This is a genomic window from Serratia sp. CY76391, from assembly GCF_052166695.1.
GTDB classification, from domain to species: Bacteria; Pseudomonadota; Gammaproteobacteria; order Enterobacterales; family Enterobacteriaceae; genus Serratia; species Serratia nematodiphila.
The window spans coordinates 490,396-508,663 of record NZ_JBJNOJ010000001.1 but is presented as its reverse complement, the minus strand read 5'-3'; the positions used below and the strand labels follow the sequence as shown (position 1 = coordinate 508,663).

At 64.3% G+C, this 18,268-nt stretch carries 14 protein-coding genes; 3 read left to right on the top strand and 11 right to left on the bottom strand.

What is annotated here, in order from left to right; all coding sequences use genetic code 11:
* The first annotated feature begins 34 nt into the window (after positions 1 to 34).
* The 3 genes from ACJ8PN_RS02685 to ACJ8PN_RS02675 all read left to right on the top strand — a co-directional run bounded on the left by ACJ8PN_RS02685 (position 35) and on the right by ACJ8PN_RS02675 (position 2,452).
* The gene (locus tag ACJ8PN_RS02685) at positions 35 to 604 is read left to right on the top strand and encodes a DUF4865 family protein (protein WP_442534580.1); all 570 of its coding nucleotides are present in this window, start codon (positions 35 to 37) and stop codon (positions 602 to 604) included.
* A 76-nt stretch (positions 605 to 680) separates the two neighbouring features.
* The gene (locus ACJ8PN_RS02680; protein ID WP_171453580.1) at positions 681 to 1,898 is read left to right on the top strand and encodes an FAD-dependent oxidoreductase; all 1,218 of its coding nucleotides are present in this window, start codon (positions 681 to 683) and stop codon (positions 1,896 to 1,898) included.
* 41 nt (positions 1,899 to 1,939) lie between these two features.
* Positions 1,940 to 2,452, top strand: coding sequence for a GNAT family N-acetyltransferase (locus tag ACJ8PN_RS02675; protein WP_171453579.1), 513 nt, complete (start codon positions 1,940 to 1,942; stop codon positions 2,450 to 2,452).
* 21 nt (positions 2,453 to 2,473) lie between these two features.
* On the opposite strand, the gene ACJ8PN_RS02670 is transcribed toward ACJ8PN_RS02675, so the two are convergent.
* The 11 genes from ACJ8PN_RS02670 to ACJ8PN_RS02620 all read right to left on the bottom strand — a co-directional run bounded on the left by ACJ8PN_RS02670 (position 2,474) and on the right by ACJ8PN_RS02620 (position 18,246).
* Positions 2,474 to 2,986, bottom strand: coding sequence for a DUF2165 family protein (locus tag ACJ8PN_RS02670; RefSeq protein WP_004939438.1), 513 nt, complete (start codon positions 2,984 to 2,986; stop codon positions 2,474 to 2,476).
* A 118-nt stretch (positions 2,987 to 3,104) separates the two neighbouring features.
* Positions 3,105 to 3,803, bottom strand: coding sequence for an urea ABC transporter ATP-binding subunit UrtE (gene urtE / locus ACJ8PN_RS02665; RefSeq protein WP_171453578.1), 699 nt, complete (start codon positions 3,801 to 3,803; stop codon positions 3,105 to 3,107).
* 12 nt (positions 3,804 to 3,815) lie between these two features.
* Positions 3,816 to 4,622: an urea ABC transporter ATP-binding protein UrtD gene (gene urtD / locus ACJ8PN_RS02660; protein ID WP_019454685.1), complete on the bottom strand. Its 807-nt coding sequence runs from the start codon at positions 4,620 to 4,622 to the stop codon at positions 3,816 to 3,818.
* Positions 4,619 to 5,695, bottom strand: a complete 1,077-nt coding sequence (gene urtC / locus ACJ8PN_RS02655) for an urea ABC transporter permease subunit UrtC (protein ID WP_033633793.1) — start codon at positions 5,693 to 5,695, stop codon at positions 4,619 to 4,621. The genes urtD and urtC overlap by 4 nt, the downstream gene beginning before the upstream one ends.
* A complete protein-coding gene (urtB, locus tag ACJ8PN_RS02650) occupies positions 5,695 to 7,275 on the bottom strand; it encodes an urea ABC transporter permease subunit UrtB (RefSeq protein ID WP_351107150.1) in 1,581 nt (526 codons plus the stop codon). The genes urtC and urtB overlap by 1 nt, the downstream gene beginning before the upstream one ends.
* Positions 7,276 to 7,331: 56 nt before the next feature.
* Positions 7,332 to 8,600 (bottom strand): urea ABC transporter substrate-binding protein, encoded by a 1,269-nt coding sequence (gene urtA / locus ACJ8PN_RS02645; RefSeq protein WP_033633796.1) that lies wholly within the window; start codon positions 8,598 to 8,600, stop codon positions 7,332 to 7,334.
* A gap of 35 nt (positions 8,601 to 8,635) precedes the next feature.
* Positions 8,636 to 9,346 (bottom strand): GntR family transcriptional regulator, encoded by a 711-nt coding sequence (locus ACJ8PN_RS02640; protein WP_171455036.1) that lies wholly within the window; start codon positions 9,344 to 9,346, stop codon positions 8,636 to 8,638.
* Between the two features lie 14 nt (positions 9,347 to 9,360).
* On the bottom strand, positions 9,361 to 12,981 hold the full coding sequence (gene uca / locus ACJ8PN_RS02635; protein ID WP_442534579.1) for an urea carboxylase: 3,621 nt from the start codon (positions 12,979 to 12,981) through the stop codon (positions 9,361 to 9,363).
* A gap of 2 nt (positions 12,982 to 12,983) precedes the next feature.
* Entirely contained in the window at positions 12,984 to 14,813 is a 1,830-nt protein-coding gene (gene atzF / locus ACJ8PN_RS02630; RefSeq protein WP_442534578.1) for an allophanate hydrolase, read from the bottom strand.
* A 223-nt stretch (positions 14,814 to 15,036) separates the two neighbouring features.
* On the bottom strand, positions 15,037 to 17,604 hold the full coding sequence (locus ACJ8PN_RS02625; RefSeq protein WP_442534577.1) for a putative mucin/carbohydrate-binding domain-containing protein: 2,568 nt from the start codon (positions 17,602 to 17,604) through the stop codon (positions 15,037 to 15,039).
* Positions 17,605 to 17,781: 177 nt separating this feature from the next.
* Positions 17,782 to 18,246: a DUF1456 family protein gene (locus tag ACJ8PN_RS02620; protein ID WP_442534576.1), complete on the bottom strand. Its 465-nt coding sequence runs from the start codon at positions 18,244 to 18,246 to the stop codon at positions 17,782 to 17,784.
* Positions 18,247 to 18,268: the final 22 nt, after the last annotated feature.

The following is an 18,268-nucleotide window of genomic DNA, read 5'->3' as shown; positions in this document are numbered from 1 at the left end:
GCTCTCCCGGTCAATGTCTTTGCGGAGAATCCTTATGCTCGCGATGCAATACCGTTTCACCCTGCCCGCCGATTACGACATGGCGATCGTCCGCCGCCGCATCGCCGATTTCGGCCATCGGCTCGACGCCTGCCCGCAGCTGATCGTCAAAGCCTATCTGTACGCACAGCGCAGCGAAGGCAGCGCCGAAAATCTCTACGCTCCCTTCTACCTGTGGAACAGCAGCGCCGGCATGAACGATTTCCTGGCCGGCGAAAGTTTCAGAGGCCTCAGCCAGGCGTTCGGCTGGCCGCGCGTCAATCATTGGCTGCCGTGGCTGACGCATTTCGATCGCCCTCATCTGGCCGAGGCCGCCTGGGCAACCTGTCAGGAACAGGCTATCGCCCCCTACAGCGATCTGCCTGCATTGCGTCGGCAACAGCAGGCGGCCTCCGGCGCGCTGGCCTCCATCGTGGCGTTCGACCCCGCCGAGTGGCGGCTAGTGCGGCTGGATTTATGGCGTGAACCACCGCAGGCACGGCCGCAAAACGGCCAGCTGTTCCGCGTCGGCCATCTGTCCATCCCCTTTGACCACACTGCGCCGCGGGTTGACAGTCAAACTTGATATTGATAATCATTATCAACATTAAACATTCACTTGCGGCTCGCGGGATGCGGGCCGCTCTCCGGGGTCAACCACCATGCCGTCATCACCGATCACACCTTACGCCACCACCTGCTGCATCGTGGGGGGCGGCCCCGCCGGGCTGATGCTCGGCTATCTGCTGGCGCGGGCGGGGATCGACGTGACGGTGCTGGAGAAGCACGCCGACTTTCTGCGTGATTTTCGCGGTGACACCATTCACCCGTCGACGCTGGAAGTCATGCATCAGCTGGGCCTGCTCGACGAACTGCTGACGTTGCCGCACCAACGCGCGGAATCCCTGCATGCCGAAGTCGCCGGCCGCGACATCAAACTGGCGGATTTCAGCCGCCTGCCGACGCGCTGCAAATTTATCGCCTTTATGCCGCAGTGGGAGTTTCTCAACTTTTTGGCGCAGCAGGCCGCCGCCTTCCCCCATTTCAGGCTGCTCACCTCGACGCAGGTTCATGAGCTGCTGTATGACCGCGGCCAGGTATGCGGCGTGCTGGCCGACGCGCCGGAGGGCCCGATCCGCGTGCGTAGCCGGTTGGTGATCGGCACCGACGGCCGCAACTCGGTGGTGCGCGAGCAGGCGGCGCTCAGCAGCCGCTCCTTCGGCGCCCCGCGCGACGTCTTGTGGATGAAGCTCAGCAAGCAGCCGGGCGATCCGGCCTGGTCGATGGGCCACACCGGGCCGAAGCAAAACTTCATCATGATCGATCGCGGCGACTACTGGCAGTGCGGCTATTCGATCGACAAAGGCAGCTTCGACGCGATCCGCCGCAGCGGGCTGGAGAAATTTTTGCTGCACCTCGCCGAGGTGGCGCCATTCCAGGACGATCGCCTGCAGGAGATCGTCGAGTGGGATCAGGTAAAACTGCTGAGCATTCGCATCGATCGTCTGGATCGCTGGGCCAAACCTGGCGTGCTGTGCATCGGCGACGCCGCGCACGCCATGTCGCCGATCGGCGGCGTGGGCGTCAACCTGGCGATTCAGGACGCGGTGGCCGCCGCCAACGCCCTGATCCCGCCGCTGCGCCAGCATCGGCTGCAGCTGAAGCATCTGCTGAGCGTGCAGCGCCGGCGCGAATTTCCCACCCGGGCCATCCAGTTTTTGCAGATCAAAATGAGCCAGCGCAGGCCGGGTGAACGCCGCGCGGCGGGCGGCTCACGCCTGATCGCCCGCGTCGGCAACAGCCGCTGGCTGCCTCGCCTGTTCGGCCGCATCATCGGCCTCGGTTTTCGCCGTGAAACGCCGCGGCATCTTGAAAATTAACTCGCTATACTCATCGGTTTCCGCTTCGATGAGGTTCATTCATGTTCACCGTTCGTCAGGCATTGCTGGAAGATTTAACCCTGGTGCGCGATATCGGCATCCGCACCTATCGCGCCCACTTCGGTGAGCTGTGGCGCTACCCGCACGAGCTGGAGGCCTTTCTGGCGGAGGATTTTTCCGTCTCCGCGCTGGAACGGACGCTGCGCCAGCCCGACGTGTGCTGGCTGTTGGCCTATGAGAATGACGCCCTGGTCGGCTATGCGCGGGTGAACTTCGACAGCCTGCTGGCGCCAACGCAAACCCGCGGCGCAGAGCTGCAGAAAATCTATTTCCTGCCGGGCCATGCCGGCAACGGCTATGGCCAGCGCCTGTACGAACAGGTGCAGCAGCGGGCTATCGAGCGCCGGCAAAAAATGCTGTGGCTGGAGGTGCTGCAACGCAACACCCGCGCTCAACGTTTTTATCAGCGCCAGGGATTGAGCATGTGTGGCGAGACCTGCTACACCAGCGCCCAGGGCTCGATAGGCATCTGGTATATGAGCAAGGCGCTGTAACCGCGCCCCGCTCCGCCTTCGTTAGCGCGGCTCCCGCTGCAACATCAGGAACAGCAAGGCAAACGCATTGGGCGCCAGGTAGATCAGCGCCCCCAGTTGCACCGCCAACGGATCCTTCTTGGCCTGCCAGGCCATGAACCAGTCGCCGGCGACCACCATAAAGCCGACGCCCCACACCGCGATCGCGCAAAGCGCTCCCAGCATCGCCCAGGCTTTGCCCTTGGCGAAGGCGGCGTAAGGGCCTTTCAATCGCCCGATCATCAGCACCACGCCCGCGGCCGCGAATAGGCCGGCCAGCGTTTCCAGCGTGGTGATGACCGCCAACCCCAACATGCAGGCCCAGTCGGCGCGGATCGCGCGCCACATCAGCCCCGGCGTTTGATAGGTATCCTGCATGGCAAGCAGCGGCCCGACCGCATTGCGCGCGGTGCCGGCGAAATCCGCCGTATTGTTCAACAGGCTGAACAGCCCCCACAGGGCCGGAAACAGAGACAGGACGATGCAACCGAGGCGTGACACAGTGATTTCGTTCATGATGATGTTAGCTATCCATGGCAAGGGATTAATAAAGAACGTCTTTTAGATTAATCCATAACATCAGCAAGGAAAAACAACGGCACGACTTTCAGACATGCGGCTCCCATTTTTTCGTTCAAATCGCCACCAGCCCGCGTACGCCGTCCTGTTCCATATTGCTGCCGGCGCCGCGCTGCACGATGCTGCCGCGCGACATCACCAGATAGCTGTCCGCCAGATCGGCGGCGAAGTCATAGAACTGCTCCACCAGCAGGATCGCCATATCGCCCCGCGCCGCCAGCTGTTTGATCACCGCGCCGATCTCCTTGATCACCGAAGGCTGGATCCCTTCCGTCGGTTCGTCGAGGATCAACAGCTGCGGCCGGCAGGCCAGCGCCCGGCCGATCGCCAGCTGCTGTTGCTGCCCGCCGGAGAGATCGCCGCCGCGCCGATCCTTCATCTGCCGCAGCACCGGAAACAAATCATAGATCGGATCCGGCACCGCGCGCGCGTCGGCGCCGGAAAAGCGCGCCAGCCCCATCAGCAGATTTTCCTCCACCGTCAAGCGCGGGAAGATTTCCCGCCCCTGCGGCACATAGGCGATGCCCGCCTGCACCCGCTGATGCGGCTTTTTACCGGTGATGGCTTCGCCCTGCCAACGGACGCTGCCGCTGCGCGCCGGGATCAGCCCCATCAGGCATTTCAGCAGCGTGGTCTTGCCCACGCCGTTGCGCCCCAGCAGGCAGGTCACCTCGCCGATGCGCGCCTCGAACGACAGGCCGCGCAGAATGTGACTGCCGCCGTAATACTGATTCAATTCTTCTACCTGCAGCATGATTACGCCTCCTCAGCGCCCCAGATATACCTCAATCACCCGTTCATCGGCCTGCACCTGCGCCAGCGATCCTTCCGCCAGCACCTGCCCCTGATGCAGCACCGTCACGCGATCGGCAATGGTCTCCACAAACCCCATGTCGTGCTCCACCACCATCAGCGAATGCTTGCCCGCCAGCTCGCGGAACAGTTCGGCGGTGTAGTCGGTTTCGGCGTCGGTCATGCCGGCCGCCGGTTCGTCGAGCAGCAGCAGGTGCGGCTCCTGCACCAGCAGCATGCCGATCTCAAGAAACTGTTTCTGCCCGTGGGACAGCAACCCGGCGGGCCGGTGGCGCTCATGCCCCAGCCGCAGGGTCTTCAGCATCTCATCGATGCGATCGCGCTGTTCGCTGCTCAGGCGGGCGCGCAGGCAGGCCCACACCGACTTGCGGGTTTTCTGGGCGATCTCCAGATTTTCGAACACCGTCAGCGCCTCGAACACCGTCGGCTTTTGAAACTTGCGGCCAATGCCGGCGTGGGCGATCTGCATCGGCGCCAGCCGGGTCAGATCGACGGTCTGATCGTAAAACACCCTGCCGCTGTCCGGCCGGGTTTTGCCGGTGATCACATCCATCAGCGTGGTCTTGCCGGCGCCGTTGGGGCCGATCACGCAGCGCAGTTCGCCGACGCCAATGCGCAGCGACAGATCGGTCAGCGCGCGAAAACCGTCGAAGCTGACGTTAATGTTGTCGAGCTGCAGCACCGGATCGGTTTGCTGCCGGTATTTGTCCGCCGGCAGCGGATGGGTAAACAGTTCGTCGGTTACTTGCATCGCCTTCATAAGCTTTTCCTCCGCCGCAGCAGGCCGATCACCCCTTTCGGGAGAAACAGCGTAACGACGATAAACATCAGGCCGAGGAAGAACTGCCAGTATTCGGGAATGGCCATGGTGAACCAGCTCTTGGCGCCGTTGACGATGCCGGCGCCGAGCAGCGGCCCCACCAGCGTGCCGCGCCCGCCGAGCGCCACCCAGATGGCGGCCTCGATCGAGTTGGTCGGCGACATTTCGCCGGGGTTGATGATGCCGACCTGCGGCACATAGAGCGCACCGGCCAGCCCGCACAGCACCGCCGACAGGGTCCAGACGAACAGCTTGAAGCCCTTCGGATCGTAGCCGCAGAAGGTCAGGCGGTTTTCCGCATCGCGCACCGCGGTCAGCACCCGGCCGAACTTGCTGCGCGCCAGGGCAAAGCCGATGGCCAGGCTGGCGGCCAGCAGCAGCACCGTCGCCAGGAACAGCGCCACCCGCGTGCCGGCGGCGGTGATGGGAAAGCCGAGCAACGTGGTGAAACCGGTAAAGCCGTTATTGCCGCCGAAGCCGGTCTCGTTGCGAAAGAACAGCAGCATGCCGGCATAGGTCAGCGCCTGGGTCATGATCGAGAAATACACCCCTTTGATTTTCGAGCGAAAGGCGAAATAGCCGAACAGAAAGGCCAGCAGGCCCGGCACCAGCACGATCAGGCACAGCGCCCAGGCGAAATGCTGGGTGCCGCTCCAGAACCACGGCAGCTCATTCCAGGAGAGGAATGCCATAAACGCCGGCAGCCCGTCGCCCGCCGCCTGCCGCATCAGGTACATGCCCATGGCGTAGCCGCCGAGCGCGAAGAACAGCCCGTGGCCGAGCGACAACAGCCCGGCATAGCCCCACACCAGATCGAGCGCCACCGCCACCACCGCGTAGCACAGGATCTTGCCCGCCAGCGTCAGGGTATAGGTGGACACCGCCAGCGGATGATCCGCCGGCAACAGCGTCATGAACGGCATCACCAGCAGCGCCAGCAACGCCAACCCGCCGATGCTCAACGCCAGCCGGGGCGCTTTCTGCACGCCGGTTACGGTCAATGGTTGGCTCATCAGTCAATCACCCTGCCCTTAAGGGCGAACAGCCCCTGCGGACGCTTTTGAATAAACAGAACGATCAGCACCAGGATCAGGATCTTGCCCAGCACGGCGCCGATCTGCGGTTCGAGGATCTTATTGACGATGCCGAGGCCAAAGGCCGCCGCCACCGTCCCCGCCAACTGGCCGACGCCGCCGAGCACCACCACCAGGAACGAATCGATGATGTAACCTTGCCCCAGCTCCGGCCCGACGTTGCCCAACTGCGACAGCGCCACCCCGCCGAGCCCGGCGATGCCGGAACCCAGCCCGAAGGCCAGCATGTCCACCCGGCCGGTGGGCACGCCGCAGCAGGCCGCCATCGCGCGGTTTTGCGTCACCGCGCGCACGTTCATGCCGAGCCGGGTCTTGTTCAGCAGCAGCCAGGTCAACGCCAGCACCAGCAGCACGAACGCGATCACCGCGATGCGGTTCCACGGCAACACCAGGTTCGGCAACAGCTGCACGCCACCCGACAGCCACGCCGGGTTGGCGACCTCGACGTTCTGCGCGCCGAACAGCACCCGCACCAGCTGGATCAGCACCAGACTGATGCCCCAGGTGGCCAGCAGGGTTTCCAGCGGCCGGCCGTACAGGTGGCGGATCACCGTGCGCTCCAGCGCCATACCGATCCCGGCGGTGATGGCGAACGCCACCGGCAGCGCCGCCAACGGATAGAGCGCCAGCCACTGCGGCGCAAACTGTTGAAACAGCCCCTGCACCAGATAGGCCGAATAGGCGCCGAGCATCAGCATTTCGCCATGCGCCATATTGATGACGCCGAGCAGGCCGTAGGTGATCGCCAGGCCAAGCGCCGCCAGCAGCAGGATCGAACCGAGCGACAGGCCGCTGAACGCCTGGCCGAGCAGATCGCCGATCATCAGGCGGTGCTGCACGCGCTGCAGGCTGCGTTGCGCCTCGGCGCGCACCGCCGCGTCCGGCTCATTGGCCGCGTCGGTCAACGCTTGCAGCCGCGCGCGGGTTTCCGGCTCGCCCGATCCCCCCAGCAGCCGCACCGCATTGAAGCGCACCTGCGGGCTGGCGTCGGTCAATTGCAGGTTCGCCAGCGCAATGCTCAGCGCATCGCGTACCTGCGGGTCTTTCTCCTGCGCCAGCCGCCGGGTCAACAGCGGCAACTGCTCGCCCTGCGCCTCGCGCTGCAGCGCGGTCGCCGCCTGCAGCCGCACCGCCGCATCCGCGCTGACCAGCCGCTGCGCCGACAACGCGTTGGCGATCAGAATGCGCAGCCGGTTGTTCAGCCACACCTTCTTCGGTTCGCCAACCGGGGCCGCCTCACCTTCAAGCGGCAGATAGCGATCGCCCTGGCGGATAAAGGCGCGTTTCGCCCCGTCGATCGCCACGGTTTCCTGCTGCAGCCCCTGCAGCAACGGCAGGCGCGCGGGATCCGGCTCGGCCGCCCACGCCTGCAGCAGTTTGGCCTGCTGCGCGCGAGTGGCCGCCGCGAACTCATCGGCCGGCCCGGCCTGCGCCAGCAGGGGCCAGGCGCACAGCAGCCACAGCCCGACGCGCAAAAAGGATAAAAACGGAGATTGCATCAGCTGCCTCTTCTGTTAGGCCGGCGGGCGTCGAGCCGCGCCGGCGCTGAGTGACGTTACTTACCGCCTTTCACCGGGTAATCCGGTTTTTTGTCGTTGCCAGCGATATAGGGGCTCCACGGCTGCGCGCGCACCGGCGCTTCGGTCTGCCACACCACGTTGAACTGGCCGTTGCTCTCGATTTCGCCAATCATCACCGGTTTGTGCAGGTGGTGGTTGGTTTTGTCCATGGTCAGCGTGAAGCCCGACGGCGCGGCGAAGGTTTGCCCGGCCATCGCCGCGCGCACCTTATCGACGTCGGTGGTGCCGGCCTTTTCCACCGCCTGCGCCCACATGTGGAGGCCGACGTAGGTGGCCTCCATCGGGTCGTTGGTCACCGCGGTGGCGTAATTCGGCAGATTGTGCGCCTTGGCGTAGGCTTTCCACTGGCTGACAAACTGTTTGTTGGTCGGGTTATCCAGCGATTCGAAGTAGTTCCAGGCCGCCAGGTTGCCCACCAGCGGTTTGGTGTCGATGCCGCGCAGCTCTTCCTCGCCGACCGAGAAGGCGATCACCGGCACGTCGGTGGCCTTGACGCCCTGGTTGGCCAGCTCTTTGTAGAACGGCACGTTGGAATCGCCGTTGATGGTGGAGATCACTGCGGTGTTGCCGCCGGCGGCGAATTTTTTGATGTTGGCGACGATGGTCTGGTAATCGCTGTAGCCGAACGGCGTGTAGACCTCTTCGATATCCTTGTCCTGCACCCCCTTGCTGTGCAGGAAAGCGCGCAGGATCTTGTTGGTGGTGCGCGGATAGACGTAATCGGTGCCCAACAGGAAGAAGCGCTTGGCGCCGCCGCCGTCCTCACTCAGCAGGTATTCCACCGCCGGGATCGCCTGCTGGTTCGGCGCCGCACCGGTGTAGAACACGTTCGGCGACATCTCTTCGCCTTCGTATTGCACCGGATAGAACAACAGTCCGTTCAGCTCCTCAAACACCGGCAGCACCGACTTGCGCGACACCGAAGTCCAGCAGCCGAACACCGCCGCCACCTTGTCCTGGCTCAGCAGCTGGCGCGCCTTTTCGGCGAACAGCGGCCAGTTGGAGGCCGGATCCACCACCACCGGCTCCAGCTTTTTGCCGAGCACCCCGCCTTTGGCGTTGATCTCGTCGATGGTCATCAGCGCCACATCCTTCAGCGGCGTCTCGGAAATCGCCATGGTGCCGGAGAGCGAACTCAGAATGCCGACCTTGATGGTGTCGGCGGCCTGCGCGCTCCAGGCCAGACCCAGGCCGATCGCGGCGGCGGACAGCGCAAAAGCTTTGATAAAACGACGACGTTGCATAGTTCAAACTCCTGATGTGTGTGAAATCAAAATCGTTACGCCGAGCGCGCAGGCTGCTGAGCCCGCGCCTGGTGCAACATGTGCAGCGTTATTTTTCGTACCTCTGCCTTGCTGACGGCGATATGCTCGCCGAGCAGCGTTTGCGCCGCCCCGCTTTGCCGCTGCAGGATCGCCTGCAAAATGGCGGCGTGTTCGCGGTAGGTGGCGTCCACCCGCGCCTGCTGGGTGAAATCCAGCCGGCGAATGATGCGGATTTTTTCGGTCAGTTCGCGGTGAATGCGCGCCATTTCGCCGTTGCCCGCCGCGGCCACCAACGCCTGATGAAACTGCTCATCGTGCTGCGACACCGCCTTGCCGTCCGCCAGGTGCGGCGCTTCGGCCCAAAAACGGCTCAGCGCCGCCAGCGCGTCCGGCGTTTCCCCGGCCGGGCGTTCGCACAGCCGTTTCACCGCCTCTTGCTCCAGCACGATGCGCAGGTCGTACAGCTCTTCGAAGTAGGCGAAATCGAACGGCCGCACCTGCCAGCCGCTGCGAAACAGCACCTCGACATAGCCTTCGCGCTCCAGCCGAAACAGCGCCTGGCGCACCGGCGTGCGGCTGGCCGCCATGCGCTGCGCCACGTCGCTTTCGCTGAAGCGATCGCCCGGCAGCAGGCGAAACTCGAAGATGTCGGCCTTGAGCTGCAGATAAATGCGCTCCGCCAGCCCCTCCGGGCGCGCCTTGTGCTCTCCGTTGGTGATTTGCATCATCGCTCCTCCGTTCAGACCGCCTTTTCCAGCCACAGCAGGGCGTCACCCGGCCCGACCGGCCGCCCCTGCCGGCAGCTGATGCGTTTAACGATCCCGGCGCGCGGCGCGGTGACCGCCAGCTCCATTTTCATCGCCTCGACCACGATCAGCGGCTGCCCGGCCGCCACCGCCTGCCCCGGTTCCACCAGGATCTTCCACACGCTGCCGTTCAGATCGGCGCTGACCAGATCGCCGTCGATGGCGTCTTCTTCCTCCGGCGGCAACAGCTGCGCCTCAGCCTCGTCGTCATCGCTGCGCCAGCGCGCCACTTCGGCGCTGAACGCCTGCTGCTGACGATGCTGGAAATCGGCGATCGCCCCGGCGTTGTCGGCCAGGAAACGGGTGTAGGCGGCGAAGTCGAACTCGCTCTCTTCGATGCGCACCTGCATGCGCCCTTCGCGGAACGCTTCGCGCTGCTCGTCCAGCTCTTGCTCGCTGACCGGGTAGAAGCGCACCTGATCGAAAAAGCGCAGCAGCCAGGGTTCACCGGCGGTGAACTGCGGGTTTTTGAGGAATTTGTTCCAGATCGGCAGCGTGCGCCCCACCAGTTGATAACCGCCTGGCGAATCCATGCCGTAGATGCACATGTACATGCCGCCGATACCGACCGTCCCTTCGGCGGTGTGGGTGCGCGCCGGGTTGTATTTGGAACTCAGCAGGCGATGGCGTGGATCGAGCGGCACCGCGCAGGGCGCGCCGAGGTACACGTCTCCCAGCCCGAGGATCAGGTAGCTGGCGTCGAACAGAATGTCGCGCACCTGCTCGCGTCGACTCAGGCCGTTGATGCGCTGAATGAAATCGACGTTGTTCGGCAGCCAGGGCGCCGAGGCGCGCACCGTCTGCTGATAGCGATCCACCGCCCCCAGCGTGGCCGAATCCTCGAACGCCATCGGCAGCCAGACGGTGCGCGTCGGCACCTTCAGGCGGCTGACGTCCCCCAGCGCCCGTTCGCGCGCCAGCAGGCGCTGCAACAGGTCGGCCTGGCTTATCTGCCGGCTGTCGTAGCGGATCTGCAGCGAACGCACGCCCGGCGCCAGCTCCGCCACGCCCGGGATCGCCTCCTGCCGCAGCGACTGCATCAGCAGATGAATGCGCAGGCGCAGCGCCAGATCGAGCACGTTGTCGCCGTACTCCATCAGGATGTAGCCGTCCCCCGCCTGACGATACGCCACCGCCGGGCGCCCCTCCGCCGCCGGCAGCGCTGCCAGTACCGCGGCAGAAACGCTGTCCGCCGGGGCCAGATCCGGCGGCGGCAGGGTGATGGCCTTCACCGCCGCCAGCGCTTCGATGCTGCCAAGCTGCGCCTGCTCCAGCGACTGCGCCTGCCGGAAGCCGATCGGATGGAAACGGATGCGGTCGCCCGGCTTCACCTGCCCCACTTTCCACAGTTCGGCCTTGGCAATGGTCACCGGGCAGACGAAGCCACCGAGGCTCGGCCCGTCGCGGGTCAGGATCACCGGGAAGTCGCCGGTGAAGTTGATGGCGCCGATGGCGTACTCGCAGTCGTGCACGTTGGAAGGATGCAAACCGGCTTCGCCGCCGTCCTCCCGCGCCCACTCGGGCTTCGGCCCCGCCAGACGCACGCCGAGGCGGTTGGAGTTGTAATGCACCTGCCAGTCGGTGGCGAAGAAGGCCTCTATCGATTCGGCGGTGAAAAAGTCCGGCGCGCCGTGCGGCCCGTACAGCACGCCGATGTGCCATTGATCGCCGTAGTGCGGGATCAGGCTGTCGTCCATCGCCTGCGGCGCGGCGATCGGCGCCGGGGTGGTGCTGGCCGCCAGCGCCGGTTGAGCGATCGCCAGCATGTCCGCCACGCGCAAGGTGCGCCCGGCGTGGCCGCCGAACTGCCCGAGCGCGAAGGTAGAGCGGCTGCCGAGATATACCGGCACGTCGAAGCCGTTACGCACCGCCAGATAGGTACGGCAGCCGTGCGTAGCGCGCCCCAGCATCAGCACCTGCCCGGCCCGCACCGTAATCGGCCGCCAATACGCAACCGCTTCGCCGTCCAGATCGGCCGGGCAGCTCGCGCCCGTCAGCGCGATGGTGGCGTCGCAGTGAAAGCGCAGCGTCGGCCCCTGCAGGGTAAACTCCAGCCCGGCCGCCGCCGGGTGGTTGCCGACGATGCGGTTGGCCAGCCGAAACGCGAAGTCGTCCATCGGGCCGGACGGCGGCACGCCGATGTCCCAATAGCCGAGGCGGCCGGGATAATCCTGCACGCTGCTGTAGGTGCCGGGTTGCAACACTTCGAGGCAGTGCGGCTGGAAACGCAAATCGTCCAGCAGGCGCGTCCAGACGTCGCCGCGCTGAAATTGCGGCGTGGCGATCACCTGCCGCAGATAGTCGAGGTTGGTGGCGATGCCGTGCAAACGGGTCGCCGCCAGCGCCACGCGCAGTTTTTCCAGCGCCTGCGCCCGGTCAGCGCCGTGCACGATCAGCTTGGCGATCATCGGGTCGTAAAACGCCGAAACTTCGCTGCCGGTCGCCACCCAGCCGTCGAGGCGCACGTCGTCAGGGAAATGCACCTCGGTCAGCACGCCGGGGCTGGGCTGGAAGTTCTTCAGCGGATCTTCGGCGTAGAGGCGCACCTCGATCGCCGCGCCCTGCGGCGCGCGTTGCAGCGCCGCCCAATCCAGCGCGTCGCCCGCCGCCACCTGCAGCATGCATTCGATCAGATCCAGGCCAGTGACCATTTCGGTAACCGGGTGCTCGACCTGTAAGCGGGTGTTCACTTCCAGGAAATAAAACTCGTCGCGCGCGGCGTCGTATATGAACTCCACCGTGCCGGCGCTGCGGTAATTCACCGACTCGCCCAGCGCCACCGCCGCCCGATGCAGCGCCTGGCGGGTCGCCGCCGGCAGATGCGGCGCCGGGGTTTCCTCCACCACCTTTTGGTTGCGCCGCTGCAGCGAACAGTCGCGCTCGCCGAGCGCCGCCACGCGCCCCTGGCCGTCACCGAAAATCTGCACCTCGACGTGGCGCGCCCGATCGACGAAGCGTTCGATAAAGGCGCCGGCGTCGCGGAAGAACTGCTCCCCCAGCCGTTTGACGCTGTCGTACGCGTCGCGCAGCGCCGCCTCGTCGTCACAGCGCGTCAGGCCGATGCCGCCACCGCCGGCGGTGCTTTTCAGCATCACCGGGTAGCCGATGCGCGCGGCGGCGGCGACCGCCTGCTCAACGCTCTCCAGCAAGCCGGTGCCCGGCGTCATCGGCACCCCGGCCAACGCCGCCAGCTCGCGCGCCCGGTGCTTGAGGCCGAACTCGCGCATCTGCGCCGCCGTCGGGCCGATAAAGGCGATGCCCGCCGCCTCGCAGGCTTCGGCAAACTCGGCGCTCTCGGACAAAAAGCCGTAGCCGGGGTAGATCGCCTGCGCGCCGGTGGCCGCTGCGGCCGCGAGGATCTTGTCGATGCGCAGGTAACTGTCGGCGGCCTTGTCGCCGCCGAGCGCCACCGCCCTGTCGGCTTCGGTGACGTGCGGCGCATTGCGGTCGGCGTCGGAATAAACCGCCACGCTGGTGACGCCCAGGCGTTTCAGGGTGCGAATGGCGCGGCAGGCAATTTCGCCGCGGTTAGCGATCAGTACGGTAGTAAACATGTTCATGCCCCCTTAACGCTGGCGAGATAGTCGCGCCAGCCGCCAAACTCAGTGATATCCGTGGCGCCTTCCAGCGCCCAGGCTTCGCAGATAAACCCCTTCACCCGCCGGCCGTCCGCCAGCAGCAGCGTGCCGATGCCCAATGGCGCCGGGATTTCCGCCACAAACTCGCCGAAACGGGCCAGTGGGATGTCCCACAGCTCTACGCGGATCGCCGCCCCCTGCGCCGCGCGCGCCAGCCCCGGCTTCGGCGGCTCGGTCTCGGCCAGCGCGTACAGGCGGTAACAGGGGGCGGTGACGGTTTGTTCCACCCGCACCGCGTCGCGCTGCGTCAGCTGGACGTTGAGCGGCATGCCGCTGAGGTGAGCGCCCACTACCGCCAGACGCACGTGCCCTGTGGACGGCGCAGGCACAGGCTGCGGCGGCAATGCCCGGCCGATAGCGCCGAGCGGCAAGGCGCTTTGCCGTTGCCAGCGCAGGCCAAACGCCGCCAGCGCCCGGTCATGCCAGGCGGGCGCAATCAGGGTGATACCCGCCGGCAGACCGTCTTCGCGCAGCGGCCCCGGCAGCGCCAGCGCGCTCAGATCGGCCAGGTTGGTGAAATTGGTGTAAGTGCCGAACTGCGAATTGAACAGCACCGGTTCCTGCGCCATCTCCGCCAGGGTGCGGATAGTGGGCGCGGTCGGCACCACCAGCGCGTCGAACGGCGCCAGCCGCTGGGCGATCTGCCGCGCCAGCTCGGCGCGCAGGTATTCCGCCTTGTAAGCGTCGCAGGCGCTGTAGCCCAGGCCGTTACCAACGATGCCGCGCACCACCGGATCGATGGCCTGCGGGCTCGCTTCCAGCACCTGCTCAATCGCCACCGTGCGCTCCGCTACCCAGGGCCCGTAATACAGCTGTTCCGCCAGGGTGCGAAACGGCGCGAAATCGAGGGGTTCCAGCGTGGCGCCGCCCGCCTGCAGCTGCGCCAGCGCTCGGTGAAACGCCCGCTCGGCCTGCACGTCGCCGAAAAACTCCAGCTGGGCGGGAACGGCAAAACGCGGCGCGGCGGGGATATCCGCCGGCGCGGTATGCGGATCGGCACGAGAATACGGGTCTGCCGCGTCAAAGCCGCTCGCCAGCTCCGCCACCTGCGCGGCATCGGCCACCGTCAACGCGAAGACCGACACCGTATCGTTCAACCGGCAGGCCGGCACCACGCCGCGGTTGGACAACCGCCCTTTGGTCGGCTTCAGCCCGACGATGTTGTTGAACCCGGCAGGCACGCGCCCCGAACCGGCGGTATCGGTGCCGAGCGCGAACGGCACCAGGCCGCGCGCCACCACCGAAGCGGAGCCGGAACTGGAACCGCCGCTGACGTAGCGGCTGTCGAAGCTGTTGACCACCGCGCCATAAGGTGAGCGGGTGCCCACCAACCCGGTAGCGAACTGGTCGAGGTTGGTTTTACCGAGGGCGATCGCCCCGGCGGCGCGCAGGTGGGCGACCACGGTGGCGTCCGCCGCGGCCTGATAGGTGAACGCCGGGCAGGCGGCGCTGGTCGGCCAGCCGCCGACGTCGATATTGTCTTTGATGGCAAAGGGCACGCCGAACAGCGGCAGGCGGCTGAGATCGCCGGCGACCGTCTCGAGCCTCTGTGCCAGCTGCCGATACTGCTGCTCGCGCTGCGCCGGCGTGGCGAGATACAGCCAGGCGTTATCGTCCGGGTTCAGGCCGGCGACCAGCGTTTCGATCGTCGCACTGACGCAGGCAAGGCGCTCGCCCGCCGGACGGGTTTGATAATGGTGCTGCCATTCACTGAGGGTAAAACCGCACGCTTCAACAGGTTCGCTCATCGGCTGAATTCCATCTGGTACACAAGATGGGATCCAACAGAGCAACCGGCGTGCCAATTTTTAATCTCATGATTTCAATAAATTATAATTAAAACTTATGACAGCGGCGGCAAACGGACTGCACCAGCGGTGCGCAGCGGGGGAACAAAAAGAGTGCAATGGCGGGATGACGCAGAGGAAAAAACGGGGCGGCGACACTCGCCGCCCCGCAGGCCGATGGGGATCAGTCGTTGATGCGTTTCAAACCGACCGGCGTAATGCAGTAGGTCTGTTGCTTGCCCTTCTCCGTCAGCCGCAGATGCTGCATTTCGTTGACGATCGCCAGGCGGTTGTCCGGCTCTTCATGCCGCAGATGAATCACTTCACCGCCGTAACCCGACAGCGGCAACACCCAGGTTTTGGCCGGTTGATTCTGGCTGCCGATGACGTCGTAACTGAGCAAGACGTTGCCGTCCGCATCCGTCACGCTGAGGAAGGCGTAGCTGTCGGCAAAGTAGTGGTGAGCAATCCCCGCCGCCAGCGTGACGGTAACGGTTTTCTTCACCAGATCGATGGCGCCGGTCAGGAACTGGCGATCGCCGATCCCTTTGGCAGCCACGGTAAACGCATTGCCGACGTTGGCACCCGGCGGCATATTGTCGGCCGGCAGACAATCCCGATAGGTCGCCAACAGTGACTCGCGCTGCGGCTCGGCAAAGGCGCCGATCGCCAGATAAATATCATCTTTGAACGACGATGATGGCGCATAGTAAGCTGGCAGCAGATGGCGCAAACGCTGCGCAGCCTGTTCCAGACGCGTCAGCAGCGCTTGTTCAGGATCGCCGGACAGCGCCGGGTTTTTCAGCCCGCTTTTTTCGATACGCAGCACGTTGGTTTTGTTTTTATTATCGATAACCCCGGTCGCCGCCGGATTCAGGCGCACCCGGCTCGGCTCCACATGGTAAATCTCGATGTCATCGCCCTCGGCAAACGGCAGCTCGTCATGACTTAAGGTAGCCTGAGTGCCCTGAATCTCCTTGCTGAAGCGCACCGCGCCCTGCCGATCGCGCAGCGTCACCCGGGCATAGGTTTCACCCGGGAAATAGGCGTGCGGCGTGGTGCTGGTCACGTCAACCACCACCGCTCCTTTGGCGCGATCGACGACCACGGTGGCAAAGACCGCATCGCTCAGGCCCAACAGATTGATCTCCTGCGAAACGATCGGCGAAGCGGCTTTGCGCTCAAAGCGAAGCGTCACCGCGTTTTTCCCCTGTTTCACCGTCAGGTATTCCGCCGTCGGCCGATATTTGCGATCTTTGCCGGTCGGCAACCGCAAGGTATACACGCCGATAGGCAGCGCAGTCAGCGCCAGGGTCGGCGTATCGATACGGACTTTGTGGGCATAGCGCGCCCCTTCCATCAGGATCAGGTCTTCACCGTAGATCTGCGCAAAGTCATCGATATCCAGACTCAGGGTAACGTCGCCTTTCAGCCCGCTGGCCTTGAGCTGATAAGAATCGACCAGGCGCAGGGAGGAATCCAGCTTCAGCTGCGCCTGCACCGCCGGCAAACTCTGCGCATCCACCAGTTGATACAACGGATATACCGCCTTGGCGTGGCTGAATGCGTTGAGTTCACGCTGCGTTTGCGTGATCACGCCGCCGGTCAACTCGACGAACGGTGTCACGTCGATCTGCTCACCGGCCGCGGCGAAGCTTGCCGACAGCAGATCCAGCAAGGCATGTTCCGACGGCACGAAGCCCGGCGTATTGCAGCTTTGGCGATACTGCTGATTAAAGTGCGTGAAGGCGTTCTTGCCAGCCTTGTCGACCATCAGCATCGCGAAGAACAGCTTGGAGCGCAGATCCCACTGGTTGAGCGGCGTGCCCTGAGCGATCAGATCGACGATTTTCTTCTCGACGCCGGCCGCGTTGCCGTAGTTATACAGCCACCCTTCCTGGTATTTACGCTCTCCCAGCATCACGTCCTGATAGCAAGCGGCATAAATATTGTTCCACATCTCACCGGTGGAGAAATATTTGTCGCCCATAAAGTGCCCCTGATAGCCGTGCGCGATCTCATGCAGGCTGCCCCAGTTGCTGTCTTTCGGCGTCAGCCAGAAGCTGCTGACCGAGTCGCTGGTTTCCGCCGTCCAGCGGCCGCCGTAATACGCGGCGCCGGCGCCGTGCTTATCGGCCTTCATAAAATAGCGGTTGCGAATATTGCGATCGGATTCGTGTTCAGCCTCGAACGAGACGCCGGTCAGCGCATTGTAGAAAGTGAAAATGCGGTCGTAATAGGCGATCAGCCCGTCGATGTTTTTCGCTTCGCCCAGCGACTTCAGCGCCGGTTTACTGATTTTCGGCACCAGCAACACTGCGTACTCCGCATCGACCAGGGCAAACTCGGCGTCCCGAGCGTCCCAGCGGGCAAAGAATGCGGCTTCGTTTTCGCCACGGCGATAGACCGGCAGCGCTTTCGCCGTGTCCGGGTACTCGAACTCCAGCGCCGGCTCGCCCTGCCCGTACGGCGTATCGATGAACGGCACCGAGGCGGCATTGACCTGGGCCTCGACCCAGCTCGCACCGACGCTGAATTCCGCCTCCGTTTTGCTGTCGTCATTGAGCAAGCGCAGCGTGAGCTTGCCGGTAAACGCCGCGTTGGTCTGCCGCACGCGCAGCACCTGCCCGGCGGCGAGAATGATGCCCAGGTGCTGGCGATCGTGATCGATGCCCTTGCTCATGCCTGCCGCATCCAGCCAGACCGGCCGGGTCAATGTGTAGAGTGATTGGGTTTTCGTGATGGTTGGCATCCTGCTTTCCTCATGGTTGGGGGGATTGAATTGACCATGAAAAAGTAACCGGATGGGCGGCACGCCCTCCATCGATGACGGATGGCTGAGGGCCTGTACAACAACGGCGGGCGGGAGAGAGATAATAAAAAAGGCGCAACCTTGCGATTGCGCCTGATGTTCGATGAACGCTGCGCGTTACTCGCCGCGAACGCGATGCGCCAGCCCTTTGAGGAAGTAGCGCAGCATCTGATCGCCGCACGGGCGGTAGTTCTTGGTGCCCTCTTTGCGGAACAGCGCGCTCAGCTCCGGCTTGGAGATGCGGAAATCCACCGCGGTGAAAATCTGGTGCATGTCGGTGTCTTTCAGCTCGAACGCCACGCGCAGCTTTTTCAGCACCAGGTTGTTGGTGATTGGCAGCTCAACCGCCGGCGCCGGGAACTTGTCGTCCTTGCCGCGTTTGAAGAACACCAGGCCATTGAGGAAGTGCGCCATCACTTCGTCCGGGCACTTCTCGTAGCCCGGCTCGCCTTCTTTGATCACGTAAGCGTCCATCGCCGACACCGCCACCTCGAAATCGTCCAGTTTGATAATCTCGACCATTTTGGCGTTGTTAATGCTCAGCATATAGCGCACGCTGCGCAGCACGTCGTTGTTCATCATGGGATTGCATTGCCTTATTTGT